Here is an 18,976-nt window from a genome sequence, read left to right as displayed (position 1 = left end):
CGGAGACCTTTCGGTACATTAGAGGGGCTCGCGTGCCCGTTTCGCTAAAGACTGGAAATAGAAAAGAGCCCGTCCCCTCGAAGGAGTCGGGCTCTTTGTGACTGCGCTGAGCTAATCAGCGAGTCCGCGTACTAATTAGCGGCGGAAGATCGGGTCCAGCACGTGTGCCGGGATGATGTGGTTGTACACAGCGAAGTTGTACGCAGCGAACAGGGCACCTGCAATGGCGGAGCCGATAGCAGCGTAGGTACCCTCACGCCAAGCCTTAGCCCACGTTGGGTTGGTGGTGTCATCAGCGGTGTTCTTGCCGAAGAGATCAGCGCCGGTGACCTTCGTGTCGGCATCGGTAGCGTCGCCCCACTTGGAGGACAGGGTAGCGTCGCTGTCGTCCTCCTTGACCTTCTCGTTTGCGGAGGACAGCTCGGAGGAGAGGGTGGTCTTCTCGGTGTCCTCAGCAGCGAAAGCAACGGAGGTACCAGCGAATACAACGGAAGCGGCGGTTGCAGCAGCAACAGCGGCGGTGCGGAAGTTACGCATGAATTTTAAGCCTTTCGGAAAGTGTGTGTGGGGCGTCTTAGAAGGACGGACCGTGGACGAAGAAGTTGTAGATCACGCCGATGAGGCCGGCGATGGAAGCCACAGCGCTAGCAACGCCCACGCCGTAGAAGGTCTTGGCCCAGGTCGGCTGGTCGCCGATGGTGGTGCACTCGCCAGCTTCGCCCGCATCGCAGTGCTCAGACTTGGAGGAACCAAAGATGGCACGGCCGTCAGCCTCGGTGCCGATGTTGTCGTCCTCGTCGATGTTGAACCAGCCGCCAACCTTGGAGGACAGGGAGCCGCCCTCCTTGTCGTAGGGCTGACCGGTCTGTGCGTCGTCGGTAGCTTCGGTGGTGTTGGAGCCGTCGAAGGTGGCTGCGGTGGCAACGGTGGAGCCGCCGAAGGCAACAGCGAGAGCGGTAGCGCCGGCGAGGGCTGCATTGCGGATACGCATATCAAAATTCCTTAATGTCGTACGTGCAAGGCCTCCAGGTGGAGGAGCCTCGATTCACAGGGATAGGGATGAGTTTGGTATCCCCAAAACACACTGAGCCGACAGAGACCATCGACTCGTTCCGGTGTCTGTATAAAACCTAGTCAACGGTCAGGCAAAATGCACGCTAGTTGGAGCTTTCTTTTATGCGACCGGCGGCGATACCCCCAAATTAGGCTAAAGCCTGAAAGTTTCCTGGGGGGATGTTTTCGGCGTTAAGGCACCTTTGTAATGCTATTAGATAAATAAGGCGAGATTAGTTCAAGGGCAGTGTGAGATAATTCACCAAGCGATCTGTAACGATCACTCTAGCCACTCTAGTCCCAAGACGGCGTTTTCGACGACCTCCGGCAATGCTGGGTGGATCCAATACTGCGAACGGCCGAACTCGCGCATGTCGAGCCCGTAGCTCATTGCGGTAATTAATTGTTGAATGAGCGTGGAGGCTTGCGGGCCCATGAGGTGAGCTCCGAGGAGCTGACCGGTTGCGCGGTCGCCGATGAGTTTGCAGATGCCTGTCGAATCTTCCATGGCCCAGCCATAGGCGACATCGCCGAAGTTCTGTACCTTTACTGTCACGTCGTAGCCCTGCTCGCGGGCCTGGGCTTCGGTGAGGCCAACGGTCGCAATCTGCGGGTGAGTAAAGACGGCGGCGGGAACGTGCTCGTGGGGCATGGGCTGAAGATCTTCTGGGTGCAACAGGTTGTGCTGCACTGCTCGCTGCTCCGCGTTGGCGACATGCTTGAGCATGTAGGGCGAGGAGACGTCACCCAATGCCCACACGCCCTCGCAGGTAGTGCGACCGTACTCGTCGACCTTGATGCGTCCGTCCTCGTGCATCTCAATGCCGCTCGCGCAGAGATCCATTTGGTCGCCGTTGGGCTGGCGGCCAGTGGCGACGAGGACTGCCTCTGCTTCCACGACGTCACCGCTATCCAAAGTAAGACGCACACCGTCTGCGGTTTCTTCCACCTCCGTCGCGCTACCAATGCGGACATCGAAACGCTCGCGCACGATGTCATTAAAGCGTGAGCGCAGGTCTTCATCGAGGAAGCGAAGGAACGTCTCCGAACGGTTGACCACGGTTACCTTGGTGCCCAGTCCGTCAAAGGCATGCGCGAATTCCATAGCGATGTAGCCGCCGCCGACAACGATGAGGCTGCGCGGCTGCTTATCCAAGCGCATGATGTCTTCGTTGGTATGGATCGGAGCAGTTGCGCTGGCATAGGGCTCAGGCAGTACCGGGCGTGAACCGGTAGCGATGACGATGTTGTCACCAGTAATAATGTCCTCGCCCGCCTGCAGGGTCTTCGGCCCGACGAACCGCGCGTGCTGGTCGAAGACCGTAATATTTGGGGTCTCCTCGCCGCGGCGGTATTCTTCCCCGCCTTGGGCGATCTGATCAATGCGGTCGTGGAAGACACGCTTGACAATGCCCTCCCAATCCACGGCATCTACGTGGGCGCTGAGGCCAAGGCGTGTGGCTTCACGCGCAGCAAGCGCAACGTCGGCCGCATAGACGTACATTTTCGTAGGGATGCAGCCCACGTTGAGGCAGGTGCCGCCGAAGGTTCCCTTTTCAATGATGGCAATAGATTTATCGTCGAACTCGGGGGAGGGGATGGAGTTTCCCGAGCCGGTGCCGATGATGACGAGATCAAAGTGCTGTGCAGAAGTCATGGCGACCATTCTAAAGGTTCTATAGTCGCGGTTTCTGGAGGTCGAAGAGCGCGCAGCGTGCACACTTACTGAGCACGCTGTTCTGCATCTATCGGCGCAACGACGCGAAGCCACTCCGCCGTGGCATTCAGCGCGTCTTCCAACGGTTCGGGCCGAGAGAGGAAAAGGTCGTGGCGGCCATCTTTGACGACGTGGAGGGTGTAGCGCGAGCTTAGCTCCTTAGCCCAGCGCTGACTTTGCCGGACATCGACAACGACATCGGCCGTGTTGGAGGACTCGCTATAGGACTGATCAAGTTGCGAGCGCGCCGAGGTCATCGTCAGCAGTGGAACTCCAATGGTGATGCGCCCGGAATGGATTGCGTCGAAGCCATGGAAGACAGCGGCGACCCAGCCTAGGTACTTCGCATGCCCGCCCAGCGGCTTCAAGCGGCGATCAAAATCCCACTCGCCCTGTTCTTGGACGTGGATGGATTCCCCGTAAGTGGTGAGATCCCCAGCGGGTAGCTCGACGCGAGGAGAGATGGCAGCACCAGCATAAACTATGCGCTTGACCACCCCATAAGCGCCGTCTGACATTCCCATCATGGCTAGCCAGGGGCTGTTGAAGACGACGCCGGCGATACGACTGAAACGTTGAGCGTCGTGGCGGCGGAGGCGATCGAGCCACAGAGCAATGATGGTGCCGGCTGTGGAGTGCCCCATGATGACGACACGTGGGTTAGGCAGGGCGTCGACAGCCGCGTTGAGGTCGGCGTCGTAGTACTGCAAGTCGCTGATGTAGTGCCAGGTTTGGCCCTCCTGGCGGGAGCGTCCGCACTTGCGCAAGTCGAGAGCATAAAACGCGTAACCGAGCTCATAGAAGTAGCGGGCCACGTGCTCGTGGAAGAAGTAATCCGTCATGCCATGGACCCACAACAAGGCGGGGCGGTCGTCGTGGGCGTTGGAAGCGGGACAGTAGCGCACGAGAGTCGCGCAGACATCGCCCTCGCCATCAGGATCGGAGCCGAGTTCGAGCGGAGCAGCCTGAAAATCTGGGCCGAGAAGATCTTCTGACCATTCGAGTTCGTCACATGTCATGACGTTCATGATAGGTCGTCTGGTCATCTACGTCCGGATGGGCGGAGAGCTGAGGGGATATGTCCTGCACCACAAAAGGGGTAGCGGTTTGGGATTCGGGCATTTATTTTCCGAGGAATGCCTATTTCGTAGGAAGGGGCGTAAGGTGGAATTAATGCTTGACGGACCTTCCTGAGCGGAGGTCTGTATGCCGGCTTGGCCTTAGCATCGTCGAGCGCTTTCTCACCGCGCCCTGTGCCCCCACATGCGCAGGGCATTTGACCACATCGAATACATCGACTCTAAGAGGTAATAAGTACAGTGTCCTCCGATAAGAAGACAGCACAAGTAGTAGACGAGGTTGAGGTCGCACTCATTGGTGCAGGTATCATGAGCGCCACCCTCGGCGCCATGCTGCGTGAACTCGAGCCCAGCTGGACTCAGATGGTGTTCGAGCGCTTGGACGGTCCTGCTCTTGAGTCCTCCTCCCCGTGGAACAACGCCGGTACGGGCCACTCTGCACTGTGCGAGTTGAACTACACCCCGGAGAAGAACGGCCGCATCGACGTTTCCAAGGCCCTGAACATCAACGAGAAGTTCCAGGTTTCTCGCCAGTTCTGGTCCCACCAGCTCAACAACGGCATCCTCACTGACCCGAAGGCCTTTATCAACCCGGTTCCGCACGTATCCTTCGCGCAGGGTTCCATTCAGGTGGATTACCTGAAGCGCCGCTTCGACGCGCTGAAGGACAACCACATGTTCCCGAACATGCAGTTCAGCGATGATGACGCTACCTTCCAGGAGAAGCTGCCCCTGATGTCTGAGGGCCGTGATTTCGGTTCCCAAAAGGTTGCCATCTCGTGGACCGATGCCGGTACTGACGTTAACTTTGGCGCCCTGGCTAAGCAGTTCTTCACCGCAGCGAAAGCTGCAGGCACCGAAATCCGCTACGGCCACGAGGTCGTCGATATTAAGCGTGACGGTTCCAAGTGGCGCGTGGTGGCAAAGAACCTGCACACCGGTGATTACCAGGCTGTCCACGCCAAGTTTGTCTTCGTCGGCGCCGGCGGTTACGCGCTCGATCTGCTGCGCAAGGCCGGTGTCCGTGAGGTCTCTGGTTTCGCAGGCTTCCCGGTTTCCGGCCTGTGGCTGCGCTCCAAGAACCCGGAGCTGGTCAAGCAGCACCACGCCAAGGTCTATGGCAAGGCTGCCGTCGGTGCTCCGCCGATGTCCGTGCCGCACCTGGACACCCGTGTCATCGACGGTGAAGAGGGCCTGCTGTTTGGCCCCTACGGTGGCTGGTCCCCGAAGTTCCTGAAGAAGGGCTCCTACCTGGACCTGTTCAAGTCCATCCGTCCGGACAACATCACCTCTTACCTGGGCGTGGCAGCACAGGAGTTTGGTCTGACCAAGTACCTGGTGACCGAGGTCCTCAAGGACTTCGACAAGCGCGTTGAAACCCTGAAGGAATACGTCCCGAGCGCCGATCCGGCCGATTGGGAGACCGTCATCGCTGGCCAGCGCGTCCAGGTCATTAAGCCGGCGGGTGCACCGCAGTTCGGCTCCCTGGAGTTCGGTACCACCCTCATCAACAACCCTGAGGGCAATATCGCCGGCCTGCTCGGCGCTTCCCCGGGTGCCTCCATCACCCCGGCAATCATGATTGAGCTGCTGGAGCGCTGCTTCGGCGAAAACATGATTCAGTGGGGCGATAAGATCCAGGAAATGATTCCGTCCTACGGCACCAAGCTCTCCAAGGACAAGAAGCTCTACGACGAGATGTGGGAGTACACGCAGAAGACTCTGCAGCTTGAGTCCAAGTAGTCCCGTTTCGCTTCGCAGGTAACTCTCAGTAACTGGCAGGAAGCGTCCAGTGCATCGGAACGCTTCGCCAAGGAGGATGCTCCATACTTATGTTGTGCGTTTGAGAGAGCGCATGCGAGAGATAGAGAGAACCCCAGCCGCGCGGGGCGGTCGGCCTGAGAAACCGACCGGGAGCGCGGCAGTGAAAGATAGAGACACACCACCGCCCCGAGACTCCGTTGCCTTTCCTACGGCGACCTCGGGGCGGTGGTGTGTTTCCTTCTGTTTTGCACTCTTAGGTGCCGCAGTAGGTGAGATAGCCCTCCGTGCCACCGGGCTGTTCATAGTCCGGTGCGGGATCGAAGGGGTGGGTCGTGGCGTGGAGAAGGCGGGAGAACTCATCAAGATCGCCCAGCGCCGCGTCGACCAGACGCGGGCGGGGAATCACGCGCGGCACGGTTCGCTCGAGTAGCGCAACGTCGGGGCCACTCGCGCAGTAGGCGTCAACGAACTGCGAGTCCGCGAATGCCTCGTAGGCCGCTGTTGATGTACCTGCCGCGGCGCTGACGAGAGCCCGGTGGGCCTGTGTGAGGTCAGGGCTCGCCTCAGCGAGTGCTGCGCTGTAGTCCTGAATAAGCTCTTCAGGCATCTGCAAGCGCTGCAGGGCTTCGACTCGCCGTGCTTTATCGAAGCGTTGCGCAAAGGAATTGATGGCCTCCTGGGCCCAAGCGAGGGCGGAGTCAGGGGAGTCGTCGAGAAGCGGCAGCAGGGATTCAGCGAGTCGCGCAAGGTTCCAACCCACCATGTCAGGCTGGCGACCAAAGCGGTAGCGGCCCTGCGTATCGATGGAGCTAAACCAGGTATCGGGATCATAGTTTTCCAGGAATGCGCAGGGGCCGTAGTCGATGGTCTCGCCCGATAGCGTGGTGTTATCCGTATTCATCACGCCGTGGATAAAGCCCAGCTGCATCCATCCGGCTACTGTGGCGGCCTGCGCATCCATGACACGGGTGAACAGCCCCTGATAGTCGGCACCGGGGTAGTGGCGTTCAATGGTGTAGTCGGCGAGCTGTTCGAGCAATCCGGGCCGCTGAGACTGCGCGGCGAAGTGAAAGGAGCCGACGCGAATGTGGCTCGCTGCAACGCGCACCAGCACGCCCGCCTCCTCCACCACTTGGCGTTGAATGGGGCGGCCGGTGGCAAGGACCGCGAGAGACCGAGTGGTGGGCACTCCCAGGGCATGCATCGACTCGGAGAAGAGATACTCGCGCAGCATCGAGCGCAGAGTGCCACGACCATCAGAGCCGAAGCGCGAGTACGGTGTGGGACCCGTCCCCTTGGCGTGCAGATCCCACAGGCCCGCCGGGTTTTGGGGAGCAGTAGGGCCTGTGACCTCTCCCAGTAGGAGAGCGCGGCCATCACCCATGGATGGGTTGTACTGCCCGAACTGAAAGCCGGCGTAGGCCATGGCGTGGGGAGCTATGGGGCCGCGGCCTAGGAGAAACTCCACGCCTTCATCGCTACGTAGCCAGTCAGCGTCGAGTCCGAGCTCAGAAGCTAGCTGCTCATTGAGCACCACGATCCGCGCTGCGGGCTGTTCCTCCCCCCGGGCCTCGGCGACGAGGTGGGGTAGACGGTCGGCGAACTCAGAGTGCAGCTCGATAGGAAGGGGAGGCTTAGGCATCGCGGGACTCCAGGGTGCCACGAACGCGCACGCGGACGTTGCCGCCCACCCAGATGTTGTCCCCGTCGTCGTCGATGAAGACGCGACCAGCGCGTCCTACCTGGCTACCTTGTGCCGCGGTGTAGCGAGCAGGAACTGCATTTTTAGCGCGGAGGAATTGGGCAGCCCCGCCGTTGAAGGAACCGGTGACGGGGTCCTCGAAGTGCCCGGTAATGGCGCGCACTTCGTACGCTGGGTCATCATCATTGGTGAGGCCGATCACGCCAACTTTGACACCGGGCGTGGGTGTGGGGTTGAGTTCGCGTACTGCCTCGGCGGAATCTAGCTGGATGAGGCGCCATCCGGGGCCGTTGTCTACCCAGCCAGAGTCAACGATGTGGTTCTCAGCAATTCCGAGGACTGCAGCTGCATCGGCTCGTTCGGCATCACTGAGAGCCCCCTCGCGCACCAAGGGCGGGGTAGCGAAGGAAAAGCGTCCGTCCTCCTGGCGTACGGTGATGAGGCCTACACCGCATTCCTGAATCAAGGTGCCGCTTTTTTCAAGCAGCTCTGCTGCGACCCGAGCGGTGCCCAGCGTGGGGTGGCCGGCGAAAGGGAACTCCTCGTAGGGGGTAAAGATCCGCACTCGGTAGTCCGCGCGTGGATCCGTAGGCGAGCACAGGAAGGTCGTCTCAGAGAAATTGGTCCAGTGCGCGATGCGCTGCATTTCTTCGGTGCTCAAGTCATCGGCATCCGCAACCACGGCGAGGGGATTACCGGTAAACGGCCCAGTGGCGAAAACGTCTACTTCAAAGAATCGGTGCTGCATGGACCCCAAGTCTAGTCGCACCGGTGGGAGTGGAGGTCTACGCTGGGTTGCATGAGCGAAGCACTCTTTAGCCGCGTCGAGCCCATCCAAACCATGGCTGATGGGACCGTCAAGCAGGTCAACCCCTTCTCCGGAACGGAGGTGTGGACGGTGCCTGGCCGCGGCAACCGCCCGCTCGCGCATCCAGCACAGGACCCACAACCGCTGGCGGCCGATGCTTTCACTCACAGCTGTGCATTTTGCTCAGGCCGCATGCTGGATACCCCGCCGGAAAAGTCCCGCATTCTGGCTTCGGGGGAGATTCAGCGCGGCCTCCTTCCTCACGAGCTGGATAAGTCCGTACCAGCCTTTCGCCGCGTGCCCAACCTTTTTGAGATCGTGTCCTATGACTACTGGCACGAGAACTATGGCTTCACCATGGACCCCGACGTGGCCCGCCACAAGGAGCGCTACGAGTCCGACGAAGCTGGGCGCCTGCATGTGCTCAATGTGGTGCGCACCAAGCTCAAGGCGGCAGGCAAGGATGCCGCGCTGGACGACGACTCTCTGCTCGCCCTTGCCGATGGTTTCTTTGGTGGCGGCCACGACGTCATCATTTCTTCGCGCCACTTTGTGGAGGGGGCGGTCGATGATAGTCAGCTAGCGTCTTCCGGCACGCTGAACCCCGACGAGCACTTCCTGCTGACAACCTTTACAGCAGAATCGACGCGCGAGCTCTACCAGCGCAACCGCTACGCCTCCTATGTCGCCGTGTTCCAGAATTGGCTGGCGCCGGCGGGTGCGTCCTTTGACCACCTGCACAAGCAGCTCGTTGCTATTGACGCTCTAGGTATGGCCGCCCACCAAGAAAACGCCATTCTGCGCGCGCATCCCAACATGTACAACGATTGGGCGGTGGGCTATGCGGCAAAGCGCAACCTTGTTATTGCCGAAAATGACTATGCGGTGCTCTTCGCTGGCTTCGGGCACCGTTATCCCACACTGGAGATCTTTTCCAAATCGCCGCGCTGTGAACCGTGGGAACAGACCCCCGGCGAGGTACGCGGGATGTCAGATCTCATCCACGCAGCACATGCCGCCGTGGGCCCAGATGTGGCGTGCAATGAAGAATGGCACCACCGCCCGCCCAGCGTAGATCTGCCACAGCCGTGGCGCGTGATGATCAAGCTCAGGGTATCGACCCTGGCCGGCTTTGAGGGCGGCACCAAGGTCTACATCAACACCATCGATCCGTGGGGCTTGCGCGATCGCATCGTGGATGCCATGTTCCGCCTGCGCGAGCGCGGCAAGATTGCTTCAGGCATCGCAATCGCCACCGAGTGCGAGCTCAAGCGCAATAGTTTGCGTTATAACCCGCTGGTGTAATCGGCCACGGTTAGTCCACGTAGGTTTGTTCGCCGCCGGCGTGAAGATAATCGCGAAGGTACGGTAGAGCTAGAGCAACGGTGCCGTGCCGTGGGGCGTCGATAAGCCCCTGCTCCAGCAAACGCGCGCGCACTTCACTGAGAGATGTTGTCGTTGTCTTGAGTTCGTGAGCGATAGCGCCAGAGGCGGCCGTCCCTGCCTCATCTGCTATGTCCGCCAGCGCGTGTAGGTACTCAAGTTGGCGTTGGCTGAGTGCACGTACCGCAGGATCGTGCACTTGGGTTCCCATTGTCGTGATTGCCTCACCAAGAACTGCGTCGACGGTTGTTGAGGAAACGGTAGTTTCACTGGCTTGGGATGCAGCGTTCCAGGCCAAGTACCCGATGAGCTGGATGAGGAAGGGATAACCGTGGCTCGCTTCAGTAGCGCGGTCGGCGGCGTCGTCGTTGAAAGCAATCGAAGTCAAAGCTGCCGTTTCTTTGAAAGCGCTGGTCGTAGCTTCCGGGTTAACAGGCCCTAGGTGAAATCTGCGGGCACGGCGCAAAAACGTTGTTCCCGGCAGGTGCAGAAGCTTGTCAACACCGGCAGTAAGCCCTGCCATCACAATGGAAACGTCGAGTTCATCGCGAACAAGATGCTGGAATGTGACTGCTATGCTCTCGAGGTCATGAGGATCGGCGTCCTGAATCTCGTCGATAGTAAGTAGAATTCCGCTGTCTCGGAGATGAGCGGAGAGTTCGCGCAAGCGTGATTCTAATGTTGGCACTGGTGGCGTACCAATCTCTTCAGTGCCAATGCCGCCGAGGCCCGCAATGCGTATGTCCTTGATTCGACGGGTTGATGGAGAAGACAGCTGGTTGATCTTTTCTGGGATGATGGAGTCGATGAGCTGAGTGACTGAATTGCTTCGGCCACTGACCCGAATAACAGCCCATCCTTGTTGGGCTGCGATGTCCTCAAGCTCGGTCAACAGAACCGTTTTGCCCATCCCACGATGACCGCTAATAAGCATTGCGCGATTAGGGTTGCCAACTCCGCCGCCGAGCCCAACCGTGAAGTCATTGAGGACCGCACTGCGGCCAGCCCACTTGAGTGGGCTGGCACCAAAAGTTGGGCGAAAAGGGTTTCCAGTCATGCTGGAAGTATATAGCAGGCAGATAAATTGATAAATAGATAAATCGGCGGGCGTAGATAAATTGATAAATAGATAAATCAGACCACGAGCACCAGCTCGGTGCCGCGCAGTTCGGTGCTCATGCCCGCTTCCTGCGCAACACTGGCCGCATCCTTGAGGGAGGACACACGCTCGCCACTCAGGGCTAGCGCGCGAGCGAGCTCCCCCTTGTAGTGCTTGTTGAAGTGAGAGACCACTTTGCGCGAACCGTCCTCCTGTACAGTCTCCACGCGCACCGTGGCAGCGTCCTTGAGCTTGCCCAGTTGCTGGTAGGTACCCGAGCGCATATCGAGGAGGAACTCGCCAGCGTCGACAAGCGCGCGCAGCTCATCCGTGATGGCCGTACCCCAGCGTGACTTGAGAGTCTTCCCGCCCAACTTGGTGCCGCCGGAAAGCCGGTAGTGGGGGATGAGATCATCGGCGCGCACCAGACCAAACAATGCATCGCCCACGGCGAGGTAGCTCCGCGCTTCCGGGGGAAGGGTGGGGGCGTCGAGGGCGTCGTAGAGCACGCCCGTAAACCGCTCCAGCGCGGGCATGGTGGGGGAGGAGGCCAACTCGCGGTTGGACTCGGCTTCCCCACGCAGCTTCTCAGAGAGCTTGAGCACCTCCAGCGCTTCATCGACGTCGAGGGCCGACAATTCTGCAGCGATTTCTTGGCGGATGGGGTTGAGCGCCGGGAAGGAAAGCTTGTTCCAGTTCACGGCTGCGCCGCTGCCGCCGTGTGCTTTGGTCTCAGAAGGAGGGAGGATGATCAGCATGGCTACATGCTAGCGATGTAGACTGAGCAACCATGATTACACGTCTTTCTGAGCTTTTCCTCCGCACCCTTCGTGAGGATCCGGCTGATGCCGAAGTCCCCAGCCACAAGCTTCTCGTCCGCGCAGGTTATGTGCGCCGCGTCGCGCCGGGTGTGTACACCTGGTTGCCACTGGGGTTGCGCGCCATGCGCAAGATTGAAGACGTAATCCGTCAGGAGATGAACGCCATCGGCGGCCAGGAGATGCTCTTCCCGGCGTTGCTGCCGCGCGAGCCCTACGAGGCATCGAACCGGTGGACGGAATACGGCGATAACCTGTTCCGTCTTAAGGACCGCAAGGGCGCTGACATGCTCCTGGGCCCGACCCATGAGGAGATGTTCACCACAGCGGTGAAGGATATGTACTCCTCCTACAAGGATTTCCCGGTCACGCTGTACCAGATCCAGACGAAGTACCGCGATGAGGAGCGCCCGCGCGCCGGCGTGCTGCGTGGCCGCGAGTTCACTATGAAGGACTCGTACTCCTTCGACATGACGGACGAAGGCCTAGATGAGTCCTACGCCCGCCACCGCCAGGCTTATCAAAACATCTTCAACCGTCTGGAGATTGATTACGCCATCTGTAAAGCCACCTCTGGTGCGATGGGCGGCTCGGCCTCCGAGGAGTTCTTGGCTGTGTCCGAGGTGGGCGAGGATACCTTTGTCCGCGCCACGGAGGGAGAGTACGCCGCCAACGTGGAAGCCGTGGTCACTCAGGCTCCGGAGGAGATTCCCTTCGAAGGCCAGCCGGACGCGCAGGAGCATGAGACTCCGAAGTCCGAGACCATCGAAACGCTGGTGGAGTGGGCTAAGAGCGCCGGCATTACTGTCGCTGGCCGCGAGGTCACCGCAGCGGACACCCTCAAGTGCATGATGATCAAGGTGGCTGCGCCCGCGGCCGCAGAGGAAGAGAAGGAATGGGAGCTTGCCGCCGTCCTCATTCCGGGCGACCGCGAGCTGGATGAAAAGCGCCTGGAAGCGTCGCTGGAGCCGGCCGAGTTTGAGCTCGCCGGTGAGGGTGACTTCAAGAAGAACTCCTTCCTGGTCAAGGGTTATGTTGGACCGCGTGTTCTGAATGCTCACGACGTGAAGGTTTATGCTGATCCGCGCGTTGTCTCCGGTACTTCGTGGATTACCGGTGCGGATGCCCCGCAGCGCCACGTCGTCGGTTTGGTGGCTGGCCGCGACTTCACCGTGGATGAGTTCATCGAGGCTGCCGAGGTTAAGGAAGGCGACCCGGCACCGAACGGCCAGGGCACTCTGACCCTGGAGCGTGGTATTGAGTTAGGCCACATCTTCCAGCTGGGCCGCAAGTACACCGAGGCTTTCGACGTCCAGATTCTTGATGAAAACGGCAAGCGCGCCGTGCCGACCATGGGTTCCTACGGCATCGGTGTTACGCGCATGCTCGCTGTACTGGCGGAGCAGCGCCACGATGAGAAGGGCCTCAACTGGCCGGTGGCTGTTGCTCCATACCAGGTGCACGTGGCCGTAGCGAACAAGGATGCCGCTGCCCTCGAGGCAGGGCAGAAGCTGGTGGAGGATCTGGACCGCGCGGGCGTGGAGGTGCTCTTCGACGATCGCCCGAAGGTTTCCCCGGGCGTGAAGTTCAAGGATGCCGAGCTTTTGGGTATGCCGTTCATTGCCATCTTGGGCCGCGCCTTTGCTGACGGCATCATTGAGCTGCGCATCCGCGGCGGCGAGACCCGTGAGGTCCCCGCCGACCAGATCGTGGAGACGCTCACCGAGCTCATCCGCGGTTAGCAGCTAGCAGAAGCTAGGCGGCGTGGAAGCGGTGTGACTGCGCCGCGACCGCGATAAGCCAGCGCTGCCACGGGGTTGACGGTTCAGCTGAGATGGCCGCATCGGTCCACTTCAGCGTGTCGTTGCGTGCGGCCTCGTCGATGAATGTGCGCGCTGAGTCGGCGTCCGTCGGTAGGTTTCCTGCCGGTGAATCATAGGCCGGCGCGGCCTGCGGCACAGCGCCGAGCTTTTCTAATTGCCCTTGAAGTTGCAGGATTCTGTCCTCATGAGCGTGCAAAAGCTCATCAACGTGCGCCTCCTGGTCGGGGGACACATAGGAGCGCGCGAAATCGAGGGCATAGACCTGCTGGTACTCCCATTCCAAGAGAGTAGTTGCGGCATCGCGTTCCTGCTCGGTGAGTTCGGGGACTTCAGCAAGCCCATCATCGTTCCACGCTGCGAGCGCAATAGCTTGTGCTACTACAAGAGCGCGGGATTCCTCAGGAACGCTGCTGATGATCTCTTCTGAGGAAGAGGAGGCGTCGTGAAGCACAGCGGCCACGTCAGCGGAATCGCGTGGGACAACCTCACGGTCGACTGCGCAAGAGCGAGGAGCATTTCCTTCCTCATCACGGCCGCACAGGCGGTCGATTTCGTCATAAAGCTGCTCAGCCTGCTCCGCGCGCAGGGCCGCGGCATCCGCATCAAGCTCTTCCAAGGCGAGAGCATCCGCGCTGGCGGCTTGAGCAAGCGACGCGAGGGAGGGATCCGCGTGGGGGCCAAAATAGTCCACGATCGCGTCGGTGGCTTGGCAGCCGCCCAACCAGGGGGCGGCGCAGACAAGGAGGGCGGGCACAACTACTCGGCGGTTCACGCGATAGACCCTACCCGTGTGACCTAGTCTAGAGCGCATGGCATTCCCAACACCCGCGCAACTGACCGAAATCCTGCAGCCTATTGCCGCTGCACGCGATCTCGACATCGAAGACGTCAAGACCACACGAGCCGGTAAAAAGTCGCAGGTTATTATCCGCGTTGATGGCGATGAGCGTCCGAGCTCCGATCTCATCGAGGAGCTGTCACAGGAGATTTCCGCGCTTTTTGATGCGCAGGAAGAAGCGGGCGCGCTCAACTTCGGCGCGGGCTACACCCTGGAGGTGTCGACCCCCGGCGTGGATTTTCCGCTCAGCGCCCCACGCCATTGGCGCCGCAACCAAGGAAGGCTTGTCGGATATGCGCTTGCCGAGGAACCTGGAACCACTCGCGTCGCGCGCATCGGCGCCCTGTCTGAGGACGAAGAATCCGTGGCGCTCATCACGACCGTGAGGAAGGAGGTGCGCTATCAGGTCGAGCGATTGGAAAATGTGAGCCGTGCAGTGGTAGAAATTGAGTTTGCTCAACCTTCAGCACAGGAGCTGGAGGCGGCAATGCAGACGTTCGACTTCGCCGAGCAGAACTCGGCAACCCGAGAGGACTAACAAGTGAATATTGATCTAGAGGCACTCCGCACGATTCAGCGCGAGCGAGGCGTCCCGGTGAAGGACCTGCTCGAGGCAATCGCGGGTGCCCTTTTGTATTCCTATCTGGATCACCGTGCCGAGTCCGCTGAGACGAAGGCAGAGGGGACAAAGTCCCGCGTGGATATCGACGCCGATACCGGCGCCGTTGCCGTCATCGTGACGGAAAGCGATCCGGAGACCGGAGAGATCGTCAGCGAATACGACGACACCCCGGATAACTTTGGGCGCGTCGGCGCCCAGGCTGTCCGTGATGCCATCCTGCGCAAGCTGCGCGAGAACGAAGCGGAGCGGACCTATGATTCCTATTCTGAACTGACCGGAACGGTTGTGTCGGGCGTCGTCCAGCGCGATATCCACGCGAACAAGCGCGGCGTCGTCGTGGTGCAGCTGGGTACCGAGCACGATTCGCAGGATGCTTTCCTGTTGCCGGCCGAGCAGCTGCCGGGGGAGAAGCTTGAGCACGGCGACCGCGTTAAGGCTTATGTCGTGGGTGTAAGCCGGAACGGGGCCAAGGTGCAGATCACGCTGTCGCGTACCCACCCAGAGCTGGTTCGCGGCCTGTTCGAGCTGGAGGTCCCAGAGGTGGCCGACGGTGCAGTAGAGATCATCGCCATCGCCCGCGAGGCAGGGCACCGCTCGAAGGTGTCCGTGCGCGGCCACGCTAAGGGCCTCAACGCTAAGGGTGCCTGCATTGGCCCGAAGGGTTCCCGCGTCAGCAACGTGATGCGTGAGCTCGGCGGTGAGAAGATTGACATCATCGATTACAACGAAGACCCAGCCGTCTACGTGGGTAATGCTCTCGCCCCGTCGAAGGTCGTGCGCGTAGAAATCCTCGATGAAGAAGCACAGGTAGCCAAGGTGACCGTGCCTGATTACCAGCTGTCGCTGGCCATCGGCAAGGAGGGGCAGAACGCACGCCTTGCCGCACGTTTGACCGGATGGAAGATTGATATCCACTCCGACGCCGCTCGCGACTAGCTTTCCCACTAACGTGCGGTGGGATTAAAGGTTTGGCCTATTTTCGCGTAGACTAGACAACGGCCCACATGCAGGAATGCTGTGGCGTAGTAGCAGTGGTGATTTGGCGTAAGGAGTGGGATGTCTCAGGGACAGCGACTCCGCACCTGTATTGCCACGCGTCAAAAGCATCCCGACACGGAATTGCTCAGGGTTGTCGCCGATAGGGACGATCCCACAGGAAGCCGTGTTGTTCCGGATCCGCGCCGCCGCCTCCCCGGTAGGGGAGCGTGGATTAGGCCAGATCTGGAGGCAGTAGAGCTGGCGGAGCGAACCCGTGCCTTCAGGCGCGCGCTCCGATTGTCCACAGACGTGGACACAGGTCACGTACGTGAGTACCTCGCTGCTCGGCAGCAGGTGCAGTCGGCGGGCACTAGCCCGTTCGACCCAGAGTTAAAAAGGAAGACCGAACACTGATGAGCGCACAACCATGAAGCAGCATCAGCGATGAAAGTCCATAGCCATTAACTAGGGGTCAAGCCGTATTCCGCGGCCTTGACTCCTAGAAAGATTAAAGAGGAGACAAGTGCCCGGAAAGCTACGTGTACACGAGTTGGCAAAGCAGCTCGGTGTAACCAGCAAGGAACTGCTCGCCACGCTGAAGGAACAAGGCGAGTTCGTCAAGACCGCATCCTCGACCATCGAACCGCCGGTGGTCAAGAAAATGCGCGCACACTATGAAGCTAAGGGCGGCAACGACAAGCCGGCGGAGAAATCCGCGCCGGCAGCCTCCCCGGCTTCTGCTGCCAAGAAGGCGGCAGGGAAGAAACCAGCAGAGAAGCAGCCGGCTACCGCGACTAAGCCTGGACCAAAGCCGGGGGCAGCACCTAAGCCGGGTGCGGCTCCCAAGCCGGGTGGTGCCCCGAAGCCGGGAGCTGCACCAAAGCCAGGCGGTGCCCCGAAGCCGGGTGCACAGCGCAAGAATGCTGACAAGCCTGGCGAGCGCGCCGTTACGCCGCGCTCCATGCCGAAGCCTGGCGGTACCCGTCGCGTCGCCAACAACCCGTTCTCCACGGGTGGCTCGAGCGATCGCCCCAGCCCCGGACCGCGTCCGGGCGGCAGCAAGGGGCAGCGCTCCGGCGGCAAGCCTGGTGATAACCGCGGTGGCAAGGGCGGAGCACGCCCGCAGGGTGATGGCAACCGCAGCGGTGGCCGTCGCCCATCGCCGGCCATGATGCCTTCGCACCCGAACCCGGCCAGCATGCCGTCGAAGGCGGCAGGCAGCGGCGGTGGTGGTCGCGGCCGCGGTGGTCGCGGCGGCGGCCCCGGCCACGGTGGTCCTGGCCACGGTGGTTTCCGTGGCGGACGCGGCGGTCGCCGCGGTGGTACCGCTGGTGCATTTGGTCGTCCTGGTGGTGCACCGCGTCGTGGCAAGAAGTCGAAGCGTCAGAAGCGCCACGAGTTTGAAGAGCAGCAGAAGCATGAGGTAGGCGGCGTACGCCTGCCTGACGGCGGCGGCAAGGTAGTTCGCCTGCGCCGCGGTGCTTCCCTGGCTGACTTTGCCGAGAAGATCGGTGCGGATCCCGCAGCATTGGTTCAGGCACTGTTCAATCTCGGCGAGATGGTGACGGCTACGGCCTCCGTATCCGAGGACACCCTGCAGCTTTTGGGCTCGGAGATTAACTACGAGGTCCAGGTTGTCTCGCCGGAGGACGAGGACCGCGAGCTGCTCGAGTCCTTCGACCTGCAGTTCGGTGAGGACGAGGGCGGCGAAGAAGCCCTTGAGAAGCGCCCGCCAGTCGTTACCGTGATGGGTCACGTTGACCACGGTAAGACCCGCCTTCTGGACACCATTCGTAAGACCAACGAAGGTGCGGGTGAGGCCGGTGGCATTACCCAGGGCATCGGTGCCTACCAGACCACGGTGAAGCTCGAGGATGGCCCTCGCACCATCACCTTCCTGGATACACCGGGCCACGAGGCGTTTACCGCCATGCGTGCCCGTGGTGCTAAGTCCACCGACTTGGCCATCCTGGTGGTCGCCGCTGATGACGGCGTGATGCCGCAGACGATTGAGGCTATTAACCACGCGAAGGCAGCGGACATCCCAGTCGTTGTCGCGGTCAACAAGATTGATAAGCCGGAAGCTTCCCCGGATAAAATCCGTGGTCAGCTTACTGAGTACGGTCTGGTGCCGGAGGAATACGGCGGCGACACGATGTTCGTGGACATCTCCGCGAAGAACAACATCAGCATCGACGAGTTGCTGGAGGCTGTCATCCTGACGGCGGACGCTGCACTCGAGCTCACCGCTAACCCGGATATGGATGCACAGGGTTCTGCCATCGAGGCTCACCTCGACCGTGGCCGCGGTCCGGTGGCTACCGTCATCATTCAGCGCGGTACGCTGCGCATTGGTGATTCCATCGTGGTTGGCGATGCGCACGGACGCGTGCGTCGTATGCTCGATGAGTTCGGCAACGACGTGGAAGAGGCCGGTCCGTCCCGTCCGGTCCAGGTGCAGGGCCTCAACGGCGTGCCTGGTGCCGGCGACAACCTCTTGGTTGTCGAAGATGACCGCGTCGCTCGCCAGATTGCCGCGCAGCGTGACGCGCGTAAGCGTTCTGCTTTGCAGGCCAAGGCCCGCAAGCGCGTCTCCCTCGAGGATCTGGATGCAGTGCTCAAGGAAACTTCGACGCTCAACCTCATCCTCAAGGGCGACAATGCCGGTTCCGTCGAAGCTCTGGAAGATGCCCTGCTGGACATCGAGGTCGACGACGAGGTTCAGCTCAACATCATCGACCGTGGCGTCGGTGCTGTGACGCAGACCAACGTCAGCCTGGCTGCGGCTTCCGACGCCGTCATCATCGCCTTCAACGTTCGCGCTGAAGGCAAGGCGACGGAGGAAGCGAATGCTGAGGGCGTTGACATCCGCTACTACACCGTGATTTACCGCGCCATCGAAGAGGTTGAGGCAGCTCTCAAGGGCATGCTCAAGCCCATCTACGAGGAGCGGGATACCGGTGCAGCGGAGATTCGTGCGCTGTTCAAGTCCTCCGCTGTCGGCACCATTGCCGGTTGTATGGTCACCGAGGGCAAGGTCAAGCGCAACGGCAAGGTTCGCCTTGTGCGCGACGGAAACGTCATCGTCTCCGATGCCAAGATTGAGTCCCTGCGCCATGAGAAGGATGACGCTAACGAGATCAACGCTGGCTACGAGTGCGGTATGGTCCTGTCCTACCCGGACATCCAGGTAGGCGATATCATCCAGGCCTACGAGCAAGTCGAGGTTCCGCGCGACTAATCGCATCCGAGCTCTCCGCTCACTAAGAGCGCTCGAATAACAAAGCCCAGC

16 protein-coding genes are annotated in these 18,976 nt (G+C 60.7%); 7 read left to right on the top strand and 9 right to left on the bottom strand.

Features of this window, described 5'->3' with window-relative positions:
- Positions 1 to 135: 135 nt before the first annotated feature.
- The 4 genes from RDN59_RS01645 to RDN59_RS01630 form a co-directional block, all read right to left on the bottom strand.
- A complete protein-coding gene (locus RDN59_RS01645) occupies positions 136 to 537 on the bottom strand; it encodes a hypothetical protein (protein WP_308606272.1) in 402 nt (133 codons plus the stop codon).
- 37 nt (positions 538 to 574) lie between these two features.
- A complete protein-coding gene (locus RDN59_RS01640) occupies positions 575 to 991 on the bottom strand; it encodes a hypothetical protein (protein WP_308606271.1) in 417 nt (138 codons plus the stop codon).
- A 342-nt stretch (positions 992 to 1,333) separates the two neighbouring features.
- Positions 1,334 to 2,719: a mycothione reductase gene (gene mtr / locus RDN59_RS01635; RefSeq protein ID WP_308606269.1), complete on the bottom strand. Its 1,386-nt coding sequence runs from the start codon at positions 2,717 to 2,719 to the stop codon at positions 1,334 to 1,336.
- 56 nt (positions 2,720 to 2,775) lie between these two features.
- Positions 2,776 to 3,789, bottom strand: a complete 1,014-nt coding sequence (locus RDN59_RS01630) for an alpha/beta hydrolase (protein ID WP_308606268.1) — start codon at positions 3,787 to 3,789, stop codon at positions 2,776 to 2,778.
- 300 nt (positions 3,790 to 4,089) lie between these two features.
- Here RDN59_RS01630 and mqo point away from each other — a divergent pair, with 300 nt between their 5' ends.
- Complete coding sequence (gene mqo / locus RDN59_RS01625) at positions 4,090 to 5,592, top strand: malate dehydrogenase (quinone) (protein ID WP_070545811.1); 1,503 nt, start codon at positions 4,090 to 4,092, stop codon at positions 5,590 to 5,592.
- 274 nt (positions 5,593 to 5,866) lie between these two features.
- On the opposite strand, the gene RDN59_RS01620 is transcribed toward mqo, so the two are convergent.
- Both RDN59_RS01620 and RDN59_RS01615 read right to left on the bottom strand, forming a co-directional pair.
- On the bottom strand, positions 5,867 to 7,255 hold the full coding sequence (locus RDN59_RS01620) for a protein adenylyltransferase SelO family protein (RefSeq protein WP_308606267.1): 1,389 nt from the start codon (positions 7,253 to 7,255) through the stop codon (positions 5,867 to 5,869).
- Complete coding sequence (locus tag RDN59_RS01615) at positions 7,248 to 8,063, bottom strand: PhzF family phenazine biosynthesis protein (RefSeq protein WP_308606266.1); 816 nt, start codon at positions 8,061 to 8,063, stop codon at positions 7,248 to 7,250. The genes RDN59_RS01620 and RDN59_RS01615 overlap by 8 nt, the downstream gene beginning before the upstream one ends.
- Before the next feature lie 51 nt (positions 8,064 to 8,114).
- Here RDN59_RS01615 and RDN59_RS01610 point away from each other — a divergent pair, with 51 nt between their 5' ends.
- Positions 8,115 to 9,428, top strand: coding sequence for a DUF4921 family protein (locus RDN59_RS01610; RefSeq protein WP_308606265.1), 1,314 nt, complete (start codon positions 8,115 to 8,117; stop codon positions 9,426 to 9,428).
- 10 nt (positions 9,429 to 9,438) lie between these two features.
- On the opposite strand, the gene RDN59_RS01605 is transcribed toward RDN59_RS01610, so the two are convergent.
- Together RDN59_RS01605 and yaaA are read right to left on the bottom strand one after the other, a co-directional pair.
- Complete coding sequence (locus RDN59_RS01605; RefSeq protein WP_308606264.1) at positions 9,439 to 10,563, bottom strand: AAA family ATPase; 1,125 nt, start codon at positions 10,561 to 10,563, stop codon at positions 9,439 to 9,441.
- Positions 10,564 to 10,640: 77 nt separating this feature from the next.
- The gene (gene yaaA / locus RDN59_RS01600; protein ID WP_308606263.1) at positions 10,641 to 11,363 is read right to left on the bottom strand and encodes a peroxide stress protein YaaA; all 723 of its coding nucleotides are present in this window, start codon (positions 11,361 to 11,363) and stop codon (positions 10,641 to 10,643) included.
- A gap of 32 nt (positions 11,364 to 11,395) precedes the next feature.
- On the opposite strand from yaaA, the gene RDN59_RS01595 reads away from it, so the two are divergent.
- The gene (locus RDN59_RS01595) at positions 11,396 to 13,165 is read left to right on the top strand and encodes a proline--tRNA ligase (protein WP_308606262.1); all 1,770 of its coding nucleotides are present in this window, start codon (positions 11,396 to 11,398) and stop codon (positions 13,163 to 13,165) included.
- Positions 13,166 to 13,178: 13 nt separating this feature from the next.
- Here RDN59_RS01595 and RDN59_RS01590 read toward each other — a convergent pair whose 3' ends face one another.
- Positions 13,179 to 14,018: a hypothetical protein gene (locus RDN59_RS01590; protein WP_308606261.1), complete on the bottom strand. Its 840-nt coding sequence runs from the start codon at positions 14,016 to 14,018 to the stop codon at positions 13,179 to 13,181.
- Between the two features lie 37 nt (positions 14,019 to 14,055).
- Here RDN59_RS01590 and rimP point away from each other — a divergent pair, with 37 nt between their 5' ends.
- The 4 genes from rimP to infB all read left to right on the top strand — a co-directional run bounded on the left by rimP (position 14,056) and on the right by infB (position 18,925).
- Positions 14,056 to 14,622, top strand: a complete 567-nt coding sequence (gene rimP / locus RDN59_RS01585) for a ribosome maturation factor RimP (protein WP_308606260.1) — start codon at positions 14,056 to 14,058, stop codon at positions 14,620 to 14,622.
- 3 nt (positions 14,623 to 14,625) lie between these two features.
- Positions 14,626 to 15,642, top strand: a complete 1,017-nt coding sequence (gene nusA / locus RDN59_RS01580; protein WP_070754138.1) for a transcription termination factor NusA — start codon at positions 14,626 to 14,628, stop codon at positions 15,640 to 15,642.
- Between the two features lie 120 nt (positions 15,643 to 15,762).
- Positions 15,763 to 16,098: a YlxR family protein gene (locus tag RDN59_RS01575; RefSeq protein ID WP_308606259.1), complete on the top strand. Its 336-nt coding sequence runs from the start codon at positions 15,763 to 15,765 to the stop codon at positions 16,096 to 16,098.
- Between the two features lie 109 nt (positions 16,099 to 16,207).
- Positions 16,208 to 18,925 carry a translation initiation factor IF-2 gene (infB, locus tag RDN59_RS01570; protein ID WP_308606258.1) on the top strand — a complete coding sequence of 906 codons (2,718 nt, stop codon included), beginning with the start codon at positions 16,208 to 16,210 and terminating at the stop codon, positions 18,923 to 18,925.
- The last annotated feature ends 51 nt before the right edge of the window (positions 18,926 to 18,976 follow it).

This window comes from uncultured Corynebacterium sp. (assembly GCF_902489365.1).
GTDB lineage: Bacteria > Actinomycetota > Actinomycetes > Mycobacteriales > Mycobacteriaceae > Corynebacterium.
This window is presented reverse-complemented; position numbering and strand designations above follow the sequence as displayed.